The sequence below is a fragment of the candidate division KSB1 bacterium genome (assembly GCA_034506255.1).
Lineage (GTDB): Bacteria > Zhuqueibacterota > Zhuqueibacteria > Zhuqueibacterales > Zhuqueibacteraceae > Coneutiohabitans > Coneutiohabitans thermophilus.
Genome location: JAPDPX010000003.1, coordinates 294,437 through 312,447, shown reverse-complemented (window position 1 = coordinate 312,447; position 18,011 = coordinate 294,437). Strand labels below are relative to the sequence as shown.

General features: G+C 60.5%; 15 protein-coding genes and 1 tRNA gene. 10 read left to right on the top strand and 6 right to left on the bottom strand.

The window, feature by feature from the left end; genetic code table 11:
* Window positions 1–53 precede the first annotated feature (53 nt).
* The 6 genes from ONB52_07420 (at window position 54) to ONB52_07395 (ending at window position 4,150) form a co-directional block, all read left to right on the top strand.
* Window positions 54–545, top strand: a complete 492-nt coding sequence (locus ONB52_07420; GenBank protein MDZ7415976.1) for a YajQ family cyclic di-GMP-binding protein — start codon at window positions 54–56, stop codon at window positions 543–545.
* Entirely contained in the window at window positions 542–1,354 is an 813-nt protein-coding gene (locus ONB52_07415) for a 1-acyl-sn-glycerol-3-phosphate acyltransferase (GenBank protein MDZ7415975.1), read from the top strand. The genes ONB52_07420 and ONB52_07415 overlap by 4 nt, the downstream gene beginning before the upstream one ends.
* A gap of 413 nt (window positions 1,355–1,767) precedes the next feature.
* Window positions 1,768–2,004, top strand: coding sequence for a hypothetical protein (locus ONB52_07410; protein ID MDZ7415974.1), 237 nt, complete (start codon window positions 1,768–1,770; stop codon window positions 2,002–2,004).
* A gap of 36 nt (window positions 2,005–2,040) precedes the next feature.
* The gene (gene hisS / locus ONB52_07405; protein ID MDZ7415973.1) at window positions 2,041–3,402 is read left to right on the top strand and encodes a histidine--tRNA ligase; all 1,362 of its coding nucleotides are present in this window, start codon (window positions 2,041–2,043) and stop codon (window positions 3,400–3,402) included.
* A gap of 58 nt (window positions 3,403–3,460) precedes the next feature.
* Window positions 3,461–3,534, top strand: a tRNA-Ala gene (locus ONB52_07400).
* Between the two features lie 184 nt (window positions 3,535–3,718).
* Complete coding sequence (locus ONB52_07395; protein MDZ7415972.1) at window positions 3,719–4,150, top strand: SRPBCC family protein; 432 nt, start codon at window positions 3,719–3,721, stop codon at window positions 4,148–4,150.
* A 109-nt stretch (window positions 4,151–4,259) separates the two neighbouring features.
* Here ONB52_07395 and ONB52_07390 read toward each other — a convergent pair whose 3' ends face one another.
* The 4 genes from ONB52_07390 to ONB52_07375 form a co-directional block, all read right to left on the bottom strand.
* On the bottom strand, window positions 4,260–4,928 hold the full coding sequence (locus ONB52_07390) for a WbqC family protein (protein MDZ7415971.1): 669 nt from the start codon (window positions 4,926–4,928) through the stop codon (window positions 4,260–4,262).
* A gap of 140 nt (window positions 4,929–5,068) precedes the next feature.
* Entirely contained in the window at window positions 5,069–5,530 is a 462-nt protein-coding gene (locus ONB52_07385) for a hypothetical protein (GenBank protein MDZ7415970.1), read from the bottom strand.
* A 130-nt stretch (window positions 5,531–5,660) separates the two neighbouring features.
* Window positions 5,661–7,985, bottom strand: a complete 2,325-nt coding sequence (locus ONB52_07380; protein MDZ7415969.1) for a fibronectin type III domain-containing protein — start codon at window positions 7,983–7,985, stop codon at window positions 5,661–5,663.
* Window positions 7,986–8,642: 657 nt separating this feature from the next.
* Window positions 8,643–9,464 (bottom strand): hypothetical protein, encoded by an 822-nt coding sequence (locus tag ONB52_07375; GenBank protein MDZ7415968.1) that lies wholly within the window; start codon window positions 9,462–9,464, stop codon window positions 8,643–8,645.
* A gap of 343 nt (window positions 9,465–9,807) precedes the next feature.
* Between ONB52_07375 and ONB52_07370 the strand changes: the two genes are divergently transcribed.
* The 3 genes from ONB52_07370 to ONB52_07360 all read left to right on the top strand — a co-directional run bounded on the left by ONB52_07370 (window position 9,808) and on the right by ONB52_07360 (window position 13,006).
* Window positions 9,808–10,998, top strand: coding sequence for an aminomethyltransferase family protein (locus tag ONB52_07370; GenBank protein MDZ7415967.1), 1,191 nt, complete (start codon window positions 9,808–9,810; stop codon window positions 10,996–10,998).
* Window positions 10,999–11,961: 963 nt separating this feature from the next.
* Entirely contained in the window at window positions 11,962–12,672 is a 711-nt protein-coding gene (locus ONB52_07365; protein ID MDZ7415966.1) for a hypothetical protein, read from the top strand.
* 82 nt (window positions 12,673–12,754) lie between these two features.
* Complete coding sequence (locus ONB52_07360; protein ID MDZ7415965.1) at window positions 12,755–13,006, top strand: hypothetical protein; 252 nt, start codon at window positions 12,755–12,757, stop codon at window positions 13,004–13,006.
* A 217-nt stretch (window positions 13,007–13,223) separates the two neighbouring features.
* Here the strand turns inward: ONB52_07360 and lpxB are convergent, their stop codons facing one another.
* Both lpxB and ONB52_07350 read right to left on the bottom strand, forming a co-directional pair.
* Window positions 13,224–14,396, bottom strand: coding sequence for a lipid-A-disaccharide synthase (gene lpxB, locus ONB52_07355; GenBank protein MDZ7415964.1), 1,173 nt, complete (start codon window positions 14,394–14,396; stop codon window positions 13,224–13,226).
* Between the two features lie 107 nt (window positions 14,397–14,503).
* Complete coding sequence (locus ONB52_07350; protein MDZ7415963.1) at window positions 14,504–15,076, bottom strand: isoprenylcysteine carboxylmethyltransferase family protein; 573 nt, start codon at window positions 15,074–15,076, stop codon at window positions 14,504–14,506.
* Window positions 15,077–15,457: 381 nt separating this feature from the next.
* Here ONB52_07350 and ONB52_07345 point away from each other — a divergent pair, with 381 nt between their 5' ends.
* Window positions 15,458–17,578 (top strand): hypothetical protein, encoded by a 2,121-nt coding sequence (locus ONB52_07345; GenBank protein MDZ7415962.1) that lies wholly within the window; start codon window positions 15,458–15,460, stop codon window positions 17,576–17,578.
* The last annotated feature ends 433 nt before the right edge of the window (window positions 17,579–18,011 follow it).

The window sequence follows — 18,011 nt, the reverse complement described above, 5'->3', positions numbered from 1 at the left end:
TTGAATTCACGCTTGCGGTGCAAGGGTGACGCTCCCATTCGCAGGAACACGCCATGCCCTCCTTCGATATTGTCAGTGAAGTGGATTTGCAGGAAGTCGACAACGCCCTGAACAACACCAAAAAGGAGCTGGCGACCCGCTATGACTTTCGCCATTCCAACACCCGGCTCGAGCTCAACAAAAAGGAGATGACGATCGCGCTGCACACCGAGGACGAGATGAAAGCGCGGGCCGTGCGTGAAATCCTTTCCATCCATCTCGCGAAGCGCAAAATCGATCCGCGCGCGCTGGCGTTTGGCAATCCCCAGCCGGGCCAGGGCAAAACCATCAAGGTCGAAATCAAAATCAAGAGGGGACTGGACAAGGACACCGCCCGGGCCATCGTCAAAATCGTCAAAGACAGCAAGCTCAAGGTGCAGGCGGCGATTCAAGACGAGCAGGTGCGGGTGACGGGCAAGAAGATCGACGATCTGCAGACGATCATCAAGCTGGTGCGCGAGAGCAACCTGGACATTCCGGTGCAATTCGTCAACCTGAAAAGTTGAAACGGGCGGGACGCTTTCATCTTGTCAACCACGGGAGTGCTGCCATCAAGACCCCTTCCGCCAGCCGCGTGCGCACGGTCTATCTCACCCTGCTGACGTTTTTTGCCCTGTTTGGCGCCATGCTCGGCGTGGTGGTGATCAGCGTGGTGACGCTTGGCCGGGCACAGAACTTCATCACCACCACCCTCGGCAGTTGGCTCGGACGTTTCGTGCTCGGCTGCGCCGGCGTCCGGATTAAATTTCAATACCTTGAAAAACCGGTGCGCAGCCCGGCCATCTTCATCGGCAACCACAGCTCGACACTCGACATTTTTCTGATTCTCGCACTGCGGCTGCCGCGCGTGCGCTTCGTGGCGAAATACGAATTTCTTTACAATCCCCTGTTCGCCATCATGGGCCTGCTTACCGGCCAGATTTTCGTCAAGCGACAGGACTCTGCGCAGGCGGTGGCGGCGCTCAACCGCGCCTACAACCGCATCCGGCGCCGGCGCCACAGCCTGTTCATCATGCCGGAGGGCACGCGCATCGAAGACGGCACCATCGGTGTTTTCAAGAAGGGTGCTTTTCACATGGCAATGGACCTGCAGTATCCCATCGTTCCGATCTTTTTCGGCGGCGCGCGCCGGCTTTGTCCCGGCAAGTCCCTGCAGGTGCGCCCGGGCACGGTATTGCTGCGTTTTCATCCCGCGGAAGACACCAGCACCTGGACGCCGGACAACCTGGACGCCCAGATCGCACGCATCCGCGAAAATTACGTGCGCTGGGATCAGGAGTTCATGGCGAATTACGAGGCAATGCTGGCCACTTGAAACAACGCAGCAGCGTGGTTGAACCAGTCCATCCGGCCCGCTCGTCGTTTCAGCCTGAATCCGAGAAAATTTGCGATTCCATGTTGATTTGTACGGGTAACGCATGACAAGACCCCGGCGGCAGGCGTTGCCTCAGAGCGCTTCCCAAGGCAAACGCCTGCCTGCACCTGTTTTCCCTCGCAAAAGGAGAACTCCCACGAAAATCCCGACAAAACCTTTCGTGGGAGGGCTCTTGTTTGCTGGAATGGAGCCGTGCACATCTTTCAGGAACCAGCCCGGGTGTGGGCGTGCGTTCAGGCGCGCTGCCGCCGAGCCAGCAGACTCGCAGGGTGGGCCGGCGTTGAAACATTCCCTCGCGTGCGTCACCAGGGTGACGGGGAAATCGCATCGTTCCCCTTTGCCAGAGACTGACCATGAAACGTTACGCCGAAGTGCTGCGCAGCTACCTCGGCCGGCGCGGTGAGCTGCGGCCGGCTGACGGTTATTTCCACTTCACCGTGAGCCAGGCCGCTGCCGGCAGCGCTATACTCGTCGAAATCGGGGCGGACTATGCCGAGTTTGTGATGCCTTCCGGCAATCTGCTGGTGCCGCTCGCGGTGCTGGTGCTGGAGCTGAAATCGGCGCCGCGCCCGGCTGCCGAAAAGAGGTGAGAGGGGGTAACTGCGAAACCAGGAGTATTCTTGAGCATGATCAATGTGCAGCCGCCCAGCGGCACCCGTGATTTTCTCGCCGATGAATTACGCAAGCGCCGTCAGGTGATTCGCGTCATTCAGGAAGTCTATGAGTCCTTCGGTTTCGAGCCTCTGGAGACGCCGGCATTCGAGAATCTCAGCACGCTGCTGGGCAAATATGGCGAAGAGGGCGACCAGCTCTTGTTTCGCATTCTCCGCCGCGGGGAAAAATTGCAGGAGGTGCTCGCAGCCGGCGCCCGCTCGCAAAACGAGCTCAGCGATCTGGCGCTGCGCTATGATCTCACCGTCCCGCTGGCGAGGGTGATGGCGCGCTATCGCAGCCAATTGCCGAGATTCTACAAACGCTATCAAATTCAGCCGGTGTGGCGTGCCGACCGCCCCGCCAGGGGCCGCTTTCGCGAATTCATGCAATGCGACCTGGACGTGTGCGGCAGCTCCTCGCTGCTGGTCGAAGCCGAAGTGTTGGCGGCCGCCTGCACCGTGCTTGATCGCCTGCAGTTCAATGCTTACAACCTCAGCCTCAATCATCGCGAAATCTTGCGCGGGCTGATCGAGACGGCCGGCGTGCCCGCGGAGCTGGAGGAAAGCGCGCTGGTGGCGGTTGACAAGCTCGACAAACTCGGAACTGCCGGCGTGCACGCAGAGCTGCTCCAGCGCGGGCTGGCGGCACCGGCTGCGGAAAAACTTCTGCGGCTGCTGGCGGAGGTGCAAGATCTTCCGCACAACGAACAACGTCTGGCGCGCCTGCGCGAAGAACTGCACCGGCCCGCGGCTGTTGCCGGCCTGGAGGCCTTGCGCACGATCCTGGATTTGAGCCGGGACACCGCCGCCGGCCCCCGCCTGGTTATCAGCCCCAGCCTGGCGCGCGGCCTGTCCTACTATACCGGCGCGATTTTCGAAGTGATCGTGCCGGGTGCCGCCGGGTCATTGGGTGGCGGCGGCCGCTATGATGGCCTGGTCGGTATGTTTGCCGGACAGGCGATTCCCGCCTGCGGCTTTTCTCTCGGCCTGGAGCGCGTGGTGTTGATGATGGAGGAACAGGGCCGTTTCGCCGAAACCGCCGGCGCCGTGCAAGTGATGCTCGTCAACTTTGCCGAAACCCAGGCTGAAATTCTGGCGCTTGCCAGACGGCTGCGCGGCATGGGTGTAACGTGCGATGTTCATCCTGAAGTCGCCGGCTTGAAACAGCAATTCAACTATGCCGCCAGCCGCAACGTGCAGTATGTCGCCTTCTATGGTCAGCGTGAGAAGGACAGTGGCCGGCTTCGTCTCAAACGCCAGGCTGACGGCACGGAGTTGACTCTGGCTTTGGAGGATTTGGAGAGCGAATGGCGGAGGCTGACCGCATCGCACTAACCACACCAAAAACAGCTTGACTTTGGCGGCCGGATTCTTTATTGTACTGCCGCTTTTTGGGGCTGTAGCTCAGTTTGGGAGAGCGCTTGAATGGCATTCAAGAGGTCGCCGGTTCGATCCCGGTCAGCTCCACATCGGTTTGCGAAGGCGCTTTAACGAAGCGCCTTTTTCTTTTGCGGCCAACGAGAAATTTCACCGGCCGGCAGCCTGGCCTGCCGACTTTCCGCTTGCTTATCGCTCTCATTCTTTTTAACATTGCGCCGCTTGTGCCAGCAACGAGTGATCCGCGCTCATGTGTCGTTGAGGAAAGCAGCCCATGTCGATGCTCAAGGAATCAATCGAAATCAGGCGGCCGCTTGCCGAGGTGTGGCCTTATCTCGACATCGCGCACTGGCCGAAAGTCTCCCCGATCTTTCAGGAAGTCGAAGCGCTCGACGACACCATGAAGGCGGGCGCGCGCTACCTCGTTACCGCCGGGCCGGGTGAAGCCAAGGTCAAATACAATCTTGAAATCATTGTCTTCGATCAGAGTCTGGGCCGCCTGGTGTACAAGCGCACCGGCGGGCCGTTGCCCGGCACCAGCGAATGGTCACTGGCCAGCACGCCCTCCGGCACCCGCGTGGTCTACACCAACTACTACCAGCATGATTTGAATTCCACCGTGCTCAGTTCCATCATGCGCGCGATGGAACGCTTCCTCAACGACCTGCGCAACGCGGTGGAAAATTCTGAAAAGAAGCCGCAATAGTCCCGCCGTTCCAGGCGGCGCTCTGCCGTGTTCCGGCCACCATTGTGCCCGCCGGTCTCCCTTGGCATTCCCCCGCCCAAGTCCGGCACCCTCCCCACGGTCCTTCCGCTTACCTGAAGTAGTCGCGGCCTTCGTTGAACAGAACATCCACCACACTGAGATCGGCCAGGAATTCACCGTAAAGCTGATGATAGCGCTCGACGCGCCGCGGCAGAGAGAGCAGCGCGATACCGGCTTCGGCGAAGGCGGCCGCGGGCAGAGGGAGCGCTGACGCTTCCGCAAGATAAGCCGTGCCGCCCAGTTGTTTGATTGCCGCAATCAACCAGGGCTGTGCCGTCCCTGCGAGCGCAAGTTCGGAACTGAGATGGACCGGTTTTGTCATCTCCAGGCAGGCACAAAGCGTCTCGAACAGTGCCAGGTTGAGATCGAGCAGCCGGCGCCACTCGCGGCGATAGATCGCTGCGAAACGATCGGCGAATTGCAGGAAATAGGGCGCGGGATGGTAATTGGTTTGCAGGCTGCGCCAGTGGCGTCGTGCCCAGGCTTCGTTGCGATTGATCTCGACCTCACGAATCGCCTGGCGGCCGCGGCCCCGGGTCAGCACCGGCACGGTCAGCCAGCGCGCTCCCTCCGGCGTTTTGATGCGGCCGCGATTGATCACGCTGCGTTTGGAATACTGCAGATGATCGGCAAACAGCAGCGCGTCCGCGCGCGCCAGCTTGTGGAAGAGAGCAGCACCCGGCAAATAAACAGGCAGATGTGCGGCAATGATTTTCATCGGCGCAGCCTTGCAGTGATCACAACATGGGGGTCCGGCCGAAATCGCAATACAAAAGCCCTCCGGTAATCGCCGGAGGGCTCGAGGTGTTGCGCCCGGTCTCAGAGCCGGGCGCCAAAAGAAAACAACGAGCGGCGGGATCAGGCGCCTTTGGGCGCCAGACGGCCGCCGAGCACCCGCCCCACCATCGCCACCACCGTCGCAATGATCGTGTTGACCACCAGACCGGAGAGTCGAATTCCCATGGCCCTGGCCGGCGTGACCGTTTGATCCGGCGGGACATTCAGGGCATCCCAATGGCGAAAGTAGGACGTTTCAAAATTGCCCACATAGCTGACCAGGGTCAACACCAAGATCCAAAGCTGCGCGTACAGCCCGATGCTGGCGCCGGTGAGCGCGGTGCCCAGCCAGTTGAAGCCGGCGCGCGAAGAGAGCGCGCCAAAATAAAAACTGCTGATCACCGTCGCGCCCACCACGGAAAACATGGCATTGCCACGCGGCGCATAAGGCACACCCGCGAGGCCGAGAATGAAGCGCGAAATCGCATAAATGCCAATGAGTACATATGCCAGCCGTACAAAGCGAATGGTTTGAGCCAGCATGAATTCCTCCTCTCCGGTGTAAAGTGAAATTGTCTGGTGTCTGTGCACCGTTGATTGCGACTTGCCTCTCCCAAGCCCGGTGCCCGCATGCCGTGATCCCGGCGATTGCGCAGCAGGAAGGGAAGTGGCATTACGGCATCACGGTCAGCTTCTGAATTGCGCGCAAGCCTGCCGAACGCAATTCCACGAAGTAGAGGCCGGCCGCGACGCGCTCACCGTTTGTCCCGCGGCCATCCCAACGGGTTTCGTAATAGCCGCCGGGCTGGTTTTCATTCACCAGCCGGCGGACCTCGTGGCCGAGCAAATTGAAAATGCGCAGCGTCACCGGCTGCGGCGCGGCATGCGACAACTCATAGCGAATGACTGTGGCGTCCCGGCCGCTGAGCAGCGGGTTGGGGAAATTGGGCGCCAGCAGAAAATGCCGGGGAACGTCCACGCGCACGGTGATTTCCGGCGAGTATTCGAATGCGCCATTGTAATCGACCTGGCGCAGGCGGTAGGCATATTCCCCGGGTTGCAGATCGCGATCGACAAAGCGGTAGTGCTGCGCCTGGGTGGTGGTGCCGTGACCGTTCACGAAGCCGAGGGTCAGCCACGCCTGTGCCGCCTGCCGGCGTTCGACATGAAAGCCGAGGTTGTTGGTCTCGCTCACCGTGTGCCACTCCAGCTCGGCTTGATTGCGATCGACACGCGCATGAAAGGCGGCCAGCTCCACCGGCACGGCATCGATGGTGGCAATGTTGGAATAGGGCGAAAGGTTGCCGAAAGCATCGCGGGAGCGCAGGAGGAAAAAGTAGCGTGCACCCGTGGTGAGGTTTTCGATGGTGGCAGACTCGCTGGTGCCGGGTGCGCCGGGTGCGGGCAGATTCCCCGCCTTGCTCGCGTTTTGAAACCAGGCGTCGAGATCGGCCCCCACCGGGGTGGTGGAGTAACCCAGCTCATAGCCCGTCACCGTTGAGCCGGCATCCGCCGGCGCAGTCCACGACAGCGTCACGCTGGTGGCCGTGGAGTTGGAAACGCGCAAATCCGTCACCGCCGCCGGCGCGATGCCATCATAGGTTTGCAGATTCAAAATCTGGCTCACCGGTGCCTCGGCATTGGCGTTGAGCGCCACCGCCTGCGCCCGCGTCAAATTTGGACCGAGAATGTAGGAAATGAAGCCGAGTTGAAAGGTCGCGACAATCGGGTTGTTGCCGATGCTCTGAATGATGAAGCCGCTGTCGCCGTAGGAACGGCCGTCGCCGGTGTCGGCGGTGCCGTCACCGGTGCCGCTCATCGCATCCCAGAAGTAGTATTTTTGCGTGGTGTTCAGGATGTTGTCGATCCCGAAAATGCCCAGGAAACTGCCGTGCAAAGTGGAGCTGGCGCTGAACCAATTGCGCTTGGGCAGAATGTCGATCACGCCCTCCGCTTCCGTGATGCCGCCGGAGGCGCCGGTGATGGTGCGCGGCGTGGTGCTGTTTTTGTTTTGCCAGGCTTGTCCAACCATGTTGGCATTGAAATCGAACGTCGCCCGCAGCAACCGCGCGCCCAGGGAGGAGGTCAGGGGTATCGTTCCGGAGAGTTGCTGCGAGAAGGGATAGAAGAACAGCGAAATCGCAACCGTATCGACATTGACGTTGAAAATCGAAACGGTGACGTTGATGCGTTCCTTCACTTCGCGAATGACACGGATGCTGCCCGCCACCGCACGCAAACTGTTGTCCAGCGCGATCAGATTGTCCTGCTCGTTCGCCGTGATCGTTTGATTGCCGATAAACTGAATCGTCACCACGGCGCGAATGCGCAGTTTCAAGCGGTCCAAAAAATCGACGCCGCTGCCGCCAAAAGAGCGTGGCACCGCGAGAAAATCGGGCACGCCGTTGTTGGCATGCCCCTGGATATAACTCACGCCACGCACCGTGTCGGCTGCCACCCGGCCGGCCGGGCTGGGGGAATATTTCATGTAGGAGGGCACCAGCGGATCGGCTGTCAGCGTGCTGGAACGATACAGGTAGACATAGGCTTCGCGGGAGGTCAGGGGATCGAGCAGCCGGATCTCATAGCGCGGGAAGCTGCGCGCAGAGGCGTCATCGATCCAATTCCAAAAGGCGGCCTGCTCGCCGGCGTCACGCGCCATGAAGAGAAGCTGGTCATTGTCGTCCAGGCGGCCGTCCTTCGGGGCAAAATAACTGTTCGCGATGGTATCGCCCAGCACCACTTCCAGTCCGCGCTCATCGATTTGAAAGGGAATCTGCTGCCACAAGCCGCCGCGCCAGGCATACAAAAAAAGCTGATTGACCGGTGCGATATCGCCCGAGAAATCCGGAAAACTGAAGGCTGCCATTTGCACGGGCTCATATTGACGGTCTTGCGTGAAGGTTTGCGCCGTCGCGGGCGGTGCCGCCAGCGCGGCCAGCAGCACGGTGCACAACACGAGTGCCCCATGCGCGCGATCACGAAAAAGCTCTCGCATGTATGCCTCCCGAAAGAAGAGGTGAATCACTGGCGGAGTGCCGCCTGGCTGTCCTCGAGTTGGTTGAGTGAAAATTTTATGCGCGGCATGTGTTTCGTCCTCTGCCGCGGAGTGTGAGGCCCGGCTTTTTATAAATAATGGCTGGAGGCGAACGCCGTTGCTGGCCGTTCGGCAACAACTTTGCGCCTCACAATCGCAACTTCCTTGCGGGCATTCCGGGAGCCGGGGGGATGCCTGCAGCATGACAAAGGGGGCCGGAATGTTCCTCCACACAACGCAAGTACAAAAGCCCCGCATTATTCCACCCCGCGCGCCGGGAACTGCCAGATTTTCGCCAATTGTCCAGAATCGCGAGCCCTTGAAGAGGCTCCTGCATAAATGTTTAACCACTTGCGAAAGCCACCCGCCGGGCGGTTTTGATTCCAATTCAATTTTGATTTTTGGATCCCTTCATTGATCGGGCTTCCAAAGGCTCCAAGTGCCCGGACGGTTTTTCGAATGACCAAATTTTCCGCCCATGCAATGAATTGGCGGTGGTATGAGCTCAACGGAGTTTTCGCGACACCCGGCGTTTGGGCACCCGCGGCGCAGCCGGGGGAAGCATTTCCGGAGGGCCGGTGAACCACAGGGCTTGCGGGAACGGCGTTTGCGCCGGGGTCACATGCGCCAGCGAAAGTAACACTCGCGGCCGGCAGCCGCCGGACGAAATTCCAATTCGAAGCGATCCGCGACGCGCGGGGTCCACACACAGGACCAGTTCGGGCACTGACCGGCGGCGCAAATGCGCCGGCCGCGATGCGTGACCACCACCCCGAAACAGAGCAAATCGCCGCGGCGGCCCTGCAGGCTGTCGGTGATTTGTTCCAGGCCTGTGCCGAACTGCCAGCGCAGCACGGGAAACTGGAGCTCGCGGCCACGCTCTTCGAACAGCCCGGCGACCAGCACGCCCGCGAGAGCCTGCAGCACCTCCCCCGTCACTTCGCGGTCGAGGTATTTCGCCGCAGAGACCACTCCGGCGCGCAATTCCCCGCCATCCGGCAGAACGAGTTGCGGACGAAAACGCAACTGCTCGAGCACAAACAAATCTTCATCATACAGCAACTGGCCGTAAAACTCCTGCACCAGCACAGCGACCGGCAGCGGCGGCCGGAACTCCTGCAGCGGCATTTCAATCACCTCGATGCGGCGGCGGAGCGCGGCCGGCAGTTGCTCCAGCCGCTGCCGCGCGAGTCGGGTCAGCAGCGGATTCTGTTCCACCGCATACACGCGCCGCGCGCCCAGACGCGCCATCTCCGCGGCAAAGAGCGCCAGGCCGCAGCCGCCCTCCACGCAAACGTGGTCATGGATTTGTTTCTGATGCTGGCGCAACAAGCCGCGCAAGGCGCGGGTGCGGCGGGTATCCTCATAAATCGAAATGAAAGCGAGCAGGTCATCAACGGCGCGGAATCGCCGCGGCGCAAGATGATTGAGAATGTCCATGCCGAAAATTCGTACTCATTGCCACAGATCGGCGTGCCTGTGGAAGTGGCCTGGTGCGATGACAAAGGCTCACAGCTTTGGGTGTGGTGATCATGCGATGACGGCGCAACCGTGATCCTTTTGGGTGGGGCCTGGCGGCAACGATGCGAGCTTGAAATTGAGCAAGATAATACACTGCTGGAATTTGAAACGCAAGGCATTTGTGGCATGGGGACCCGCCTGCCGCCGCCATTGCGCTTCCCGGCTTGCATTCACCATGATTTCTGTTTACCTTGGCCGGTGTTTGTGCCGGCGTATCCGGCTGCTGGTCAAGCTGAATGATACACACGAACCGAAAGCCCTCATGCCGATCCCCTCTCCCTTCTATTCACGCATGGCACCGCTCTGCCAGAGCATGGACTGGCGCAATTGGGCGGGCTATGCCGCGGTGAGTGTCTATGAATTCTCGCATGAACGCGAGTATTATGCCATTCGCAACGCCGCGGCCTTGATCGATGTTTCACCACTGTTCAAATATGACATCCGCGGGCCGGAGGCCAGGCGGCTGGTGGATCGCATCATCACGCGCTCGGCCCAGACCTGCCAGCCGGGCCGGGTGATGTACACGCCCTGGTGCGATGAACAGGGCAAGATGATCGACGACGGCACGGTGGCGTGTCTGGCAGACGACCATTTTCGCATCACCTCCGCCGATCCCAATCTGCGCTGGTTTCAGGACTGCGGCTACGGGATGCAGGCCCGGGTCGAGGAGGTCAGCACCGCGCTGGCGGCGCTCTCCCTGCAGGGGCCGAAATCGCGCGAGATTCTGCAGCAAATCGTCACCGGGGTGGACTTCGCGGCGCTCAAATATTTTCGCCTGACACATGGCCGGCTCGCCGGCAGGCCGCTCACCATCACCCGCACCGGCTACACCGGTGATTTGGGATACGAATTGTGGTTTGAACCCGCACATGCGGAGGCACTATGGGACGCGCTGATGGACAGGGGCAGGGATTACGGCCTGATGCCGGTCGGCATGGTCGCGATGGACATTGCGCGCGTGGAGGCGGCTTTGCTGCTCGGCGACGTGGACTATGTCTCCAGCCACAAGGCGCTCACCGCCGCACGCAAATCATCTCCGCTGGAAATGGGACTGGAGTGGACGGTCGACTTCAACAAGGGCGATTTTATCGGTCGCCGCGCCCTGTGGGCTGAAAAAATGCGCGGCCCGAAATGGCGCTTCGTCGGTCTCGAAGTGGACTGGGAGGAATTGGAATCGCTCTATGCCGCGGCGGACCTGCCACCGCAAGTGGCCGGCCGCGCCTCCCGCGTGGCGGTGCCCATTTACCGCGACGGCCGTCAAATCGGCCAGGCAACCAGCAGCACTTTTTCACCAATTCTCAAAAAGTTCATCGCCATCGGCACAGTCGAAAGCCAATTTGCCGCGCTCGGCACCAAGGTTGAAATGGAAATCACGGTGGAGTTTGCCCGCGAACACGCCGGCGCAACGGTGGTCAAGACGCCATTCTTTGATCCGCCCCGCAAGCGCTCTTGACAAGCCGGCCGGGGCCCGGCTTCGGAGCTTTGATGGAGACGCAACGAGTTTTCCCCGGGAATTGCCGAACACGCGTCTTATCACTACAAAGATCACCAGGGCGATCAAGTTTTCCCTCGTGCTCCTGGTGGGTTTGGTGGCTTGAAAATCTTTGCAAAACCTCCGCGGTTTCCCGTCTTTGTCCGGGAGTTTTTTGCTTTGCTTGAAAAGTTGGTGACATTGGACGCCTTGTCTGCCTGCAGACTGGCAGCCCAATGCGGCTAAATTTTGCGACGCGATAAAATCCCAAAGCCAAAACACGCACGGACGCAAAGCCGCAGGGGTTTCCAAAAGAATAACCGTTCCGCCACGGTTCGACTGTGGCTTTATCTTGCGATCCTGCGGATGCTTTCTGCAGGAATGCCACGATCAAGTCGTGGCAGATCAAAAAGAGGCTGAACTGTCACCGCGAAGATTTTTGAATCACGCAATCCCGCGGGGGCACAAGGGGAAGAGCCGGTGGTTTGTGTGATTTGCGCGGTGCTGCGGCTTGTTGTTGGACCATAGCTGCAGAAAAACTTTTGGCGTGAGAGTTATTTTGCTTTGTTTGAAAAATTAGTGGCAATGGGCTGGAAGCCCGCCCTACGACATTTTCGTGACCATGCCGGCCGCTACGACCTTCCCTCAGTCCGCTCTCACTCACCAACCGTCAGACAAATTTAACATCACCGGATTGTGCCTCATACCGACCAACCTTCCCTGACCGCGCCAGTCAGGTTGTCTGTGCCGGCACTGTTCGAAACGGTACGGCTTTTTGAGCTGATTTTGACCTTGTCTGTGCACTGCTGTTTCTCTCATCACGGCAAGTTCTTGTGAAGTCATGCCTGCCGACCGTGGCAATATTCTTGCCCTGGCAGGTGGCATCTGCGGCAGCAGAAAAATTCCCGACCACAGTAGCAGCGATTCCTTTTTTATGGAGAAGGTATGAACTTGCGTGGTCTTTTCCGCGTGGTCCTTTCCCTCACGCTTGCCGGGCTGGGCGCGACCCAGGCGGCGGCACAACCGGCACGCAATACCAAAGAACGGTTACAGGACCAGGCGGGTATCGCACACGCGTCGGCTCACGTCGCCGATGACCACCGCGATCTCGACCGGCTTTCGGATCTCATCCTGCAGTGGGACACTCTGCGCCAGGGGGGTGAGACGATTGCGCTGCAGGCGGTGGAACAAAAAATCGCGCTGGCGCTGCGGCAGGATTTGCGCGAAGCCGGTGCCGAAGTTCAGCAGGCCAACCGCGAGCTGCGCCAGTCACAGAAGGAGCTGGAAGCCGCGCGACGGAAAGTGCGGCAGGAACGCCATGATGGCGACGGCTCACTGCGGCAGTTGCGCGACGATCGCCACGACCGTCGTGATGACCGCCGCGATCGCCGTGATGACGCGGCGGATGCCCGCCAGGCGGAGGAGATTTTCAACTGCAAACTCGCGATTGCCCATGAGCTGCGGCTTTTGCAAAAACAAATCGACGCCGCCGACAAGCCGCTGGAGGCAGCCCTGCAGGAGAAACAAAAACGATTGTTGGAAGATTATCTTGCCCTGTTGCGCGAAGAAATCAAACTCGGTTTGCGCGAAGTGGCGGAAGACAAACGGGAATGGCGCGAGGATCGTCGCGAAACCCGGGAAGATCGGAAAAACTGACGGGAGACGCTGCGAACCTGTGCCGGCTGTGACAGCCGGGCAGGCACGGCTCCCTCGCGATCAAACTGCGGAGTATGATTCCATGAAAACAAGAGGCATTACCCGCCTGCTGCCGGTTATCGGCCTGCTGCTCGTGCCCGTCACACTGGGCAGTTGTGCGGCCCCGGCACGGCACCCTCATGGCGCCCGGGTGGTGGTAATCGACGCCGGCCACGTTCACACGGTGCACTGCGGACATTACCGCCACGGCAACCGCTGGTTTTACCTCAAGGGACATGTGCACGGCCCCCGCTGCGGCCATCACCTGGTGGGCGGCGTGTGGATTGTGAGATAACCTGTCACAGCCCATCTCTCGCAGGCATGTCGGCGACCGCCGCATGCCTGTTTTTTTTTGCCTGTCTGCGCTTCAATCCCCAAGAATGGAAGCAGAAGTCTGTTTCACCGGCCGTGGCGTGCGGCCCCGGCTCGAATCCGCACGCGCACCGGGAGTGCAATTGCACGCGTCAAGGAACCGGCAAGACGTGCAAGGCAAAAGTCAGCAGGGACCTCAACTACGCCGCCGTGACCGGGCGGGGCATGAGATTTTCGCCCGCGCCGGCCAGGCGCAAGGCAATCGCAGCGGTGCGCTGGCTGGCACCGGGCGTGCCCAAACGCTCGCGCACCTGCTGCAAGGCCCGGCAAATGGCCGCGCGCTCCGGTGTCGGCTGCAAATAGGGCGACAATGCCCCGGCCACACGCTGCGGTTGGAATGCCTGCTGCACAAATTCCGGCGCAATCAGGCGGCCGGCCACAACATTCACCAGACCAATATATGGCAGCTTGACCAGGCGCTTGCCGATGGCATAGGAAAGCCGCGAGACACGATAGACGATCGCGAGCGGCGTGCCGAAACAGGCGGTCTCCAGTGTGGCCGTGCCGGAGCACACCAGGCAGGCGGTGCTGTCACGCATCAATTCATAAGTGGTTCCGGCAAGCAGGCGCACGTCACCGTTTGGAATTATTTCCTGATAGAGGCGCGCCGGCAGAGTCGGGGCCTGGGCCACAGCGATTTGCAGGCCGGGGTGTTGCTGCTGCAAGATCCGGGCAGTGGCGATCATATCCGGCAGCAGACGCACAATCTCATGATGGCGGCTGCCGGGCAGGAGGCCGAGCAACGGCCTGCCTTCCACGAAGCCGTGTGCCGCCAAAAACTCCCGGCGGGAGAGACGGGGCGACAATCCTTCCAGCAGGGGATGGCCGACAAAATGTGTGCGCAGACCGGCATTGGCAAACAACGGCGCTTCGAAGGGGAACACCACGGCCATCTCGTCCACCAGCTTCGCCATTTTGGCAATGCGATTTCCGCCCCACGCCCACACTTGCGGTGCAATGTAATAGAGAATCTTGCAACCGCGCGGGCGCAGCCGCTGCGCCAGCCGCAAATTGAAACCGGGATAGTCGATCAGGATGACCACCGCCGGCCGCCGGCGCTCCACTTCCGCCAGCAAGGCGGCCATCACTTTGCGCAGGAAGGGCAGATGGCGAATGACTTCCGAGAAGCCGACCACCGCCATGTCGCGAATGTGAAAGAGCAGTTCCATGCCGGCGCCGGCCATGCCGTCGCCACCGATGCCGAAGATCCGGCAGGCGGGTGCCGCGGCTTTGAGCGCCTGCACCAGCCGCGTGCCATGCAAATCACCGCTGGCTTCGCCGGCCACGATGAGAATGTCGGGAGAGAAAGGCATGAGAGAAGAAGTACTTTTGTGCCGGACGGGCTTCTCGCGGGCGGCCGGGATTTTGGTCGGCGGGCACTGCCCGGACCCGCTGCCCGCTTGCGCCGTTTGCCACGCTTTCAAAACCGCCAGAGCAAAAATATCGCCAGGCTGACCGCCGCAAAACTCATGAGCGTATTGCGTTCGATCTTGAGCGCGCGGCGGAGCGGCATCACTTCGACCTGCTGCTTTTTGAACGGTGTCAAACGCGGCAAAAAGCGCGGCACATGGTTGAAATAGTCGGTATAAACCTGACCAAAGCGCTGCTGCAAGTGTTCTTCTTCGAGAGCAATGATCTGGCGGTATTGCCAGGCAAAGGCCGTCACGAACACCAGCAACATCCACGGCATCCAGGCATTGGCCATCACACACAGGCCCAGACTCAGAACAAAATTGCCGAGATAAAGCGGGTTGCGCACGTGGGCAAACGGGCCGTGAGTGATCAACTCCGCGCCGGCGCCGACCGGTCCAGTCGTGCGGGTGGCACCGCCGGCATGCCGCACGCCCCACAGGCGCAAACTCTCACCGGTCAAAGCGATCAAAAAGCCGGAGATCAAACTGAGGGGCGTGGGATTGGCCAGCCATAGAATGACGAGCAACAGGGGAATCGGTGTGTAGCTGCGATATTTGAACAACCACTGTCGCAGATCCATATTCATCTCGATGGGGGTAAAACGGTATTCACCCGCCGGCCTCAGTGCGTGGACGAAGAAAACCTGTCGCAGGTGTAAAGTGCGTGCCTGTCACCCGGCCTGCCGTGATTTTCCGGGCGTACTCGCCGGGCGCAATATAGCAAGCCGTCACCGCGAAAGCCAAGTGTTTTTGCGAGCAAAACCTGGCAGCGCTGCCCGCGTTTGCCCCGCCTTGCCGGTATTCTCTGCTGCTGGACGCAAACAGCCCCTCAATTCCCGCGGCGGGCCCTGACGCCATGATGAAGCTCCCCCGGTCTGTGCTTTTGACTGCCGCAGCGCGGCGGGACTCGCACACGCGGCTTTGTCGCGCTCGGAACTATTCCTCACATTGCAAGGATGGCCATGAATTTAAAACCCGTCACACTCGCTGTGCTCTGCTCGTTCTGGCTGCCGTTGCCCGTCGTGGCACAATCGCCCGGCGACACGACAGCCATCGCCCGCACATGTCTGCGTGTGGCTGCCGGGCAGCCTGCAGCGCTGGCAAGCCAGGTCCAGGCGGTGTTGCTCAGCAATGCGGACGACACCTTTCTCCCGGCGGCACAGCGATGGCGCGCACAGGGTGTGCAAGTGTACTTCAACCTCGTTCTCAATCGCGGGCCGTATCAGGACTATGTGCTGGGTACGTGGGACGGCACGCCTCATCCCGGTGAATATCAGCTTGCGGCGCCGGAAAGCAGCAACCCCGAATTGTTCCCCACGCCTGCGTTTCTCCATTATCTCGAGGCCAAAATCACACACGCGCTGAATTGTGGCGCGGCGGCCGTCATTCTTGATGATCCCGCCTTTCTGCCGGGCGCGGATTCCAGCGCGGCATTTCAGCGCGTCTGGCAGGAGGCCACTGCCAGCCCCTGGCAGAATCCCTCGCAATCCGCCAGCCTGCGCTATGCCATGAGCAAACACCAGCAGCGGCTGTATTGGGAGGCGCTGGTGAGGCTGTTTGCCCACGCCAAAAAACGCGCGCAAGAGACAAATCGCGAGGTGGCCTGTTACCTCGCCACCCCCAGCCTGCTGACCAACAGCCGTCGCGGGGCCGTCGGTCCGGCCACCCGCGGCCTGCACATTCCGGATTGCGATGGTTTGCTCGCCAGAGTTGGCCCCGAGGCATTGACGGCCGCCAGCCGCTATGCCGGCGTCGTGGCTGTCCGGCCCTTCGAAAATGCCCTGCTGGAATACGGTCTGTTTGCCAATCAAGTCCGCGGCCATGACAAACAACTTTGGCTGCAAATCAACCCCTTTGAAGGAAGCACATCGATTTCGATGGCGGAGGCCGAAAGCCGGTTGCGCGCGCAGGTGGCGGCGGCCTTGTTTTACCCGGCACATTGGCAGTATGAGTTGCCCGGTGTGGCGGCGGCTGGCAGCCACGCACCGGCCGACAGCGCCAGCCGCTTGCTGCAAATGATGTTGATTATCGCTCACGCACTGGGCAACATGCGCCAACCGGAAACCGCACACGAGGCCGCCGAGCACGGGGTGGGTATCCTGCTGAGCGAGTCCATGCTGTTGCAGCGCGCCGCACCGGCGCCCGCAGATTCTCTGCTGTCGTTTTTCTACGGCCTGGCGCTGCCGCTGCTTAAACACGGGGTTTTCATCCAGCCGCTGGTGATGGAGAACCTGCATCTGCCCCAGTATCTCACCGGCTGCAAGGTGATTTTCCTGAGCTATTCCTTCATGAAGCCGCAGGATCACGAATGGCATGAGCGCCTGAGCAACTGGGTGCGGGCAGGTGGCACGCTGATTTTCATCGACGCCGGCAACGATCCCTTCAATCGCGTCACGGAGTGGTGGCGCCGCGGCATGTTTGACTATGTGCAGCCGGCAGAACATTTGTTTGAGACGCTCAAACTCGGCTATTGGCCCAAGCCCGGCCGCAATCCCGTGGGCATGGGGTCGTTCATCTATTTGACCGAGGACCCCGCCGGCTATGCGCAAAAAAAGGAGTCAGCCCGCTATCTGCTGCAACTGGCGGGGGCAGCGCTGCCGGCGGGACGGAAAATCATACCGCAAAACTACCTGCGCTTGCGCCGCGGGCCCTACCTTGTCGCCGCCACTTTTGCCGAAACCGCGGATACCAGCGCCCAGATACTCGCCGGCGATTTCATCGATTTGTTTGACCCGCAACTTCCCCGCTGCAGGCAAATCAGGGTTGCGCCCGGCGGGCAGGCACTGCTGTTCGATCTCGCCAAACTCGACAGCGCCGCCGCCCATGTGCTGGCGGCCTCGGCGGCCATCACGCAGGAGCGCAGACAGCAGGGCGAATTTTCCTTTGTCGTGAAAGGGCCGGCGGGCAGGCAGGCGCGCGTGCTCGTGTTTGCGCCCGCACCGCAGGTGCAGGTGACGGCAAGCCACGCGGGCGCGCCCGTCACTCTCACGAGCACGCATGACGGCATGCTGCATTGGCTGGTGTTTGAACATCAGGCACAGGGCGTGGCCGTGCGGTTGCACTGGAAGGCGGGGGGAAACTGACTCGCCCAAGTTCAATCAATTTTTTGCGACGATTCGCCCGAATGGCATCAGGCGGGCCACTTCCACAGGTTATTGAAGTAGCCGCGTGCCAGGCGGAAAACATACTTCTGTAAAAAATAATTTCCCTCCCCAAACGTTCCCACCACGGCTGAGCCGGAGGATACAACCTGAATTTGGCATGCTGACTTGCTTGTGCCGGGAAGAAATGGCGTGTTCCCAAAACTCCGTCAGGAGTGACTGTTTGTAGAGAGGGGAAGCTTGCATGTCTTTAAACGCCGTTGGGAGTGGCCTGTAGCATTTCGCATGATCTGACGCGATTTTTAGAGGAGGGCCAGGCCATTGCGGGAACAGCCGTTGCAAAGTCAGTGATTTTGGACGGACACGAAACAGTCCAGTCTCCCGCTCATCACTGGAGCGCGCGGTGAAAACGCCG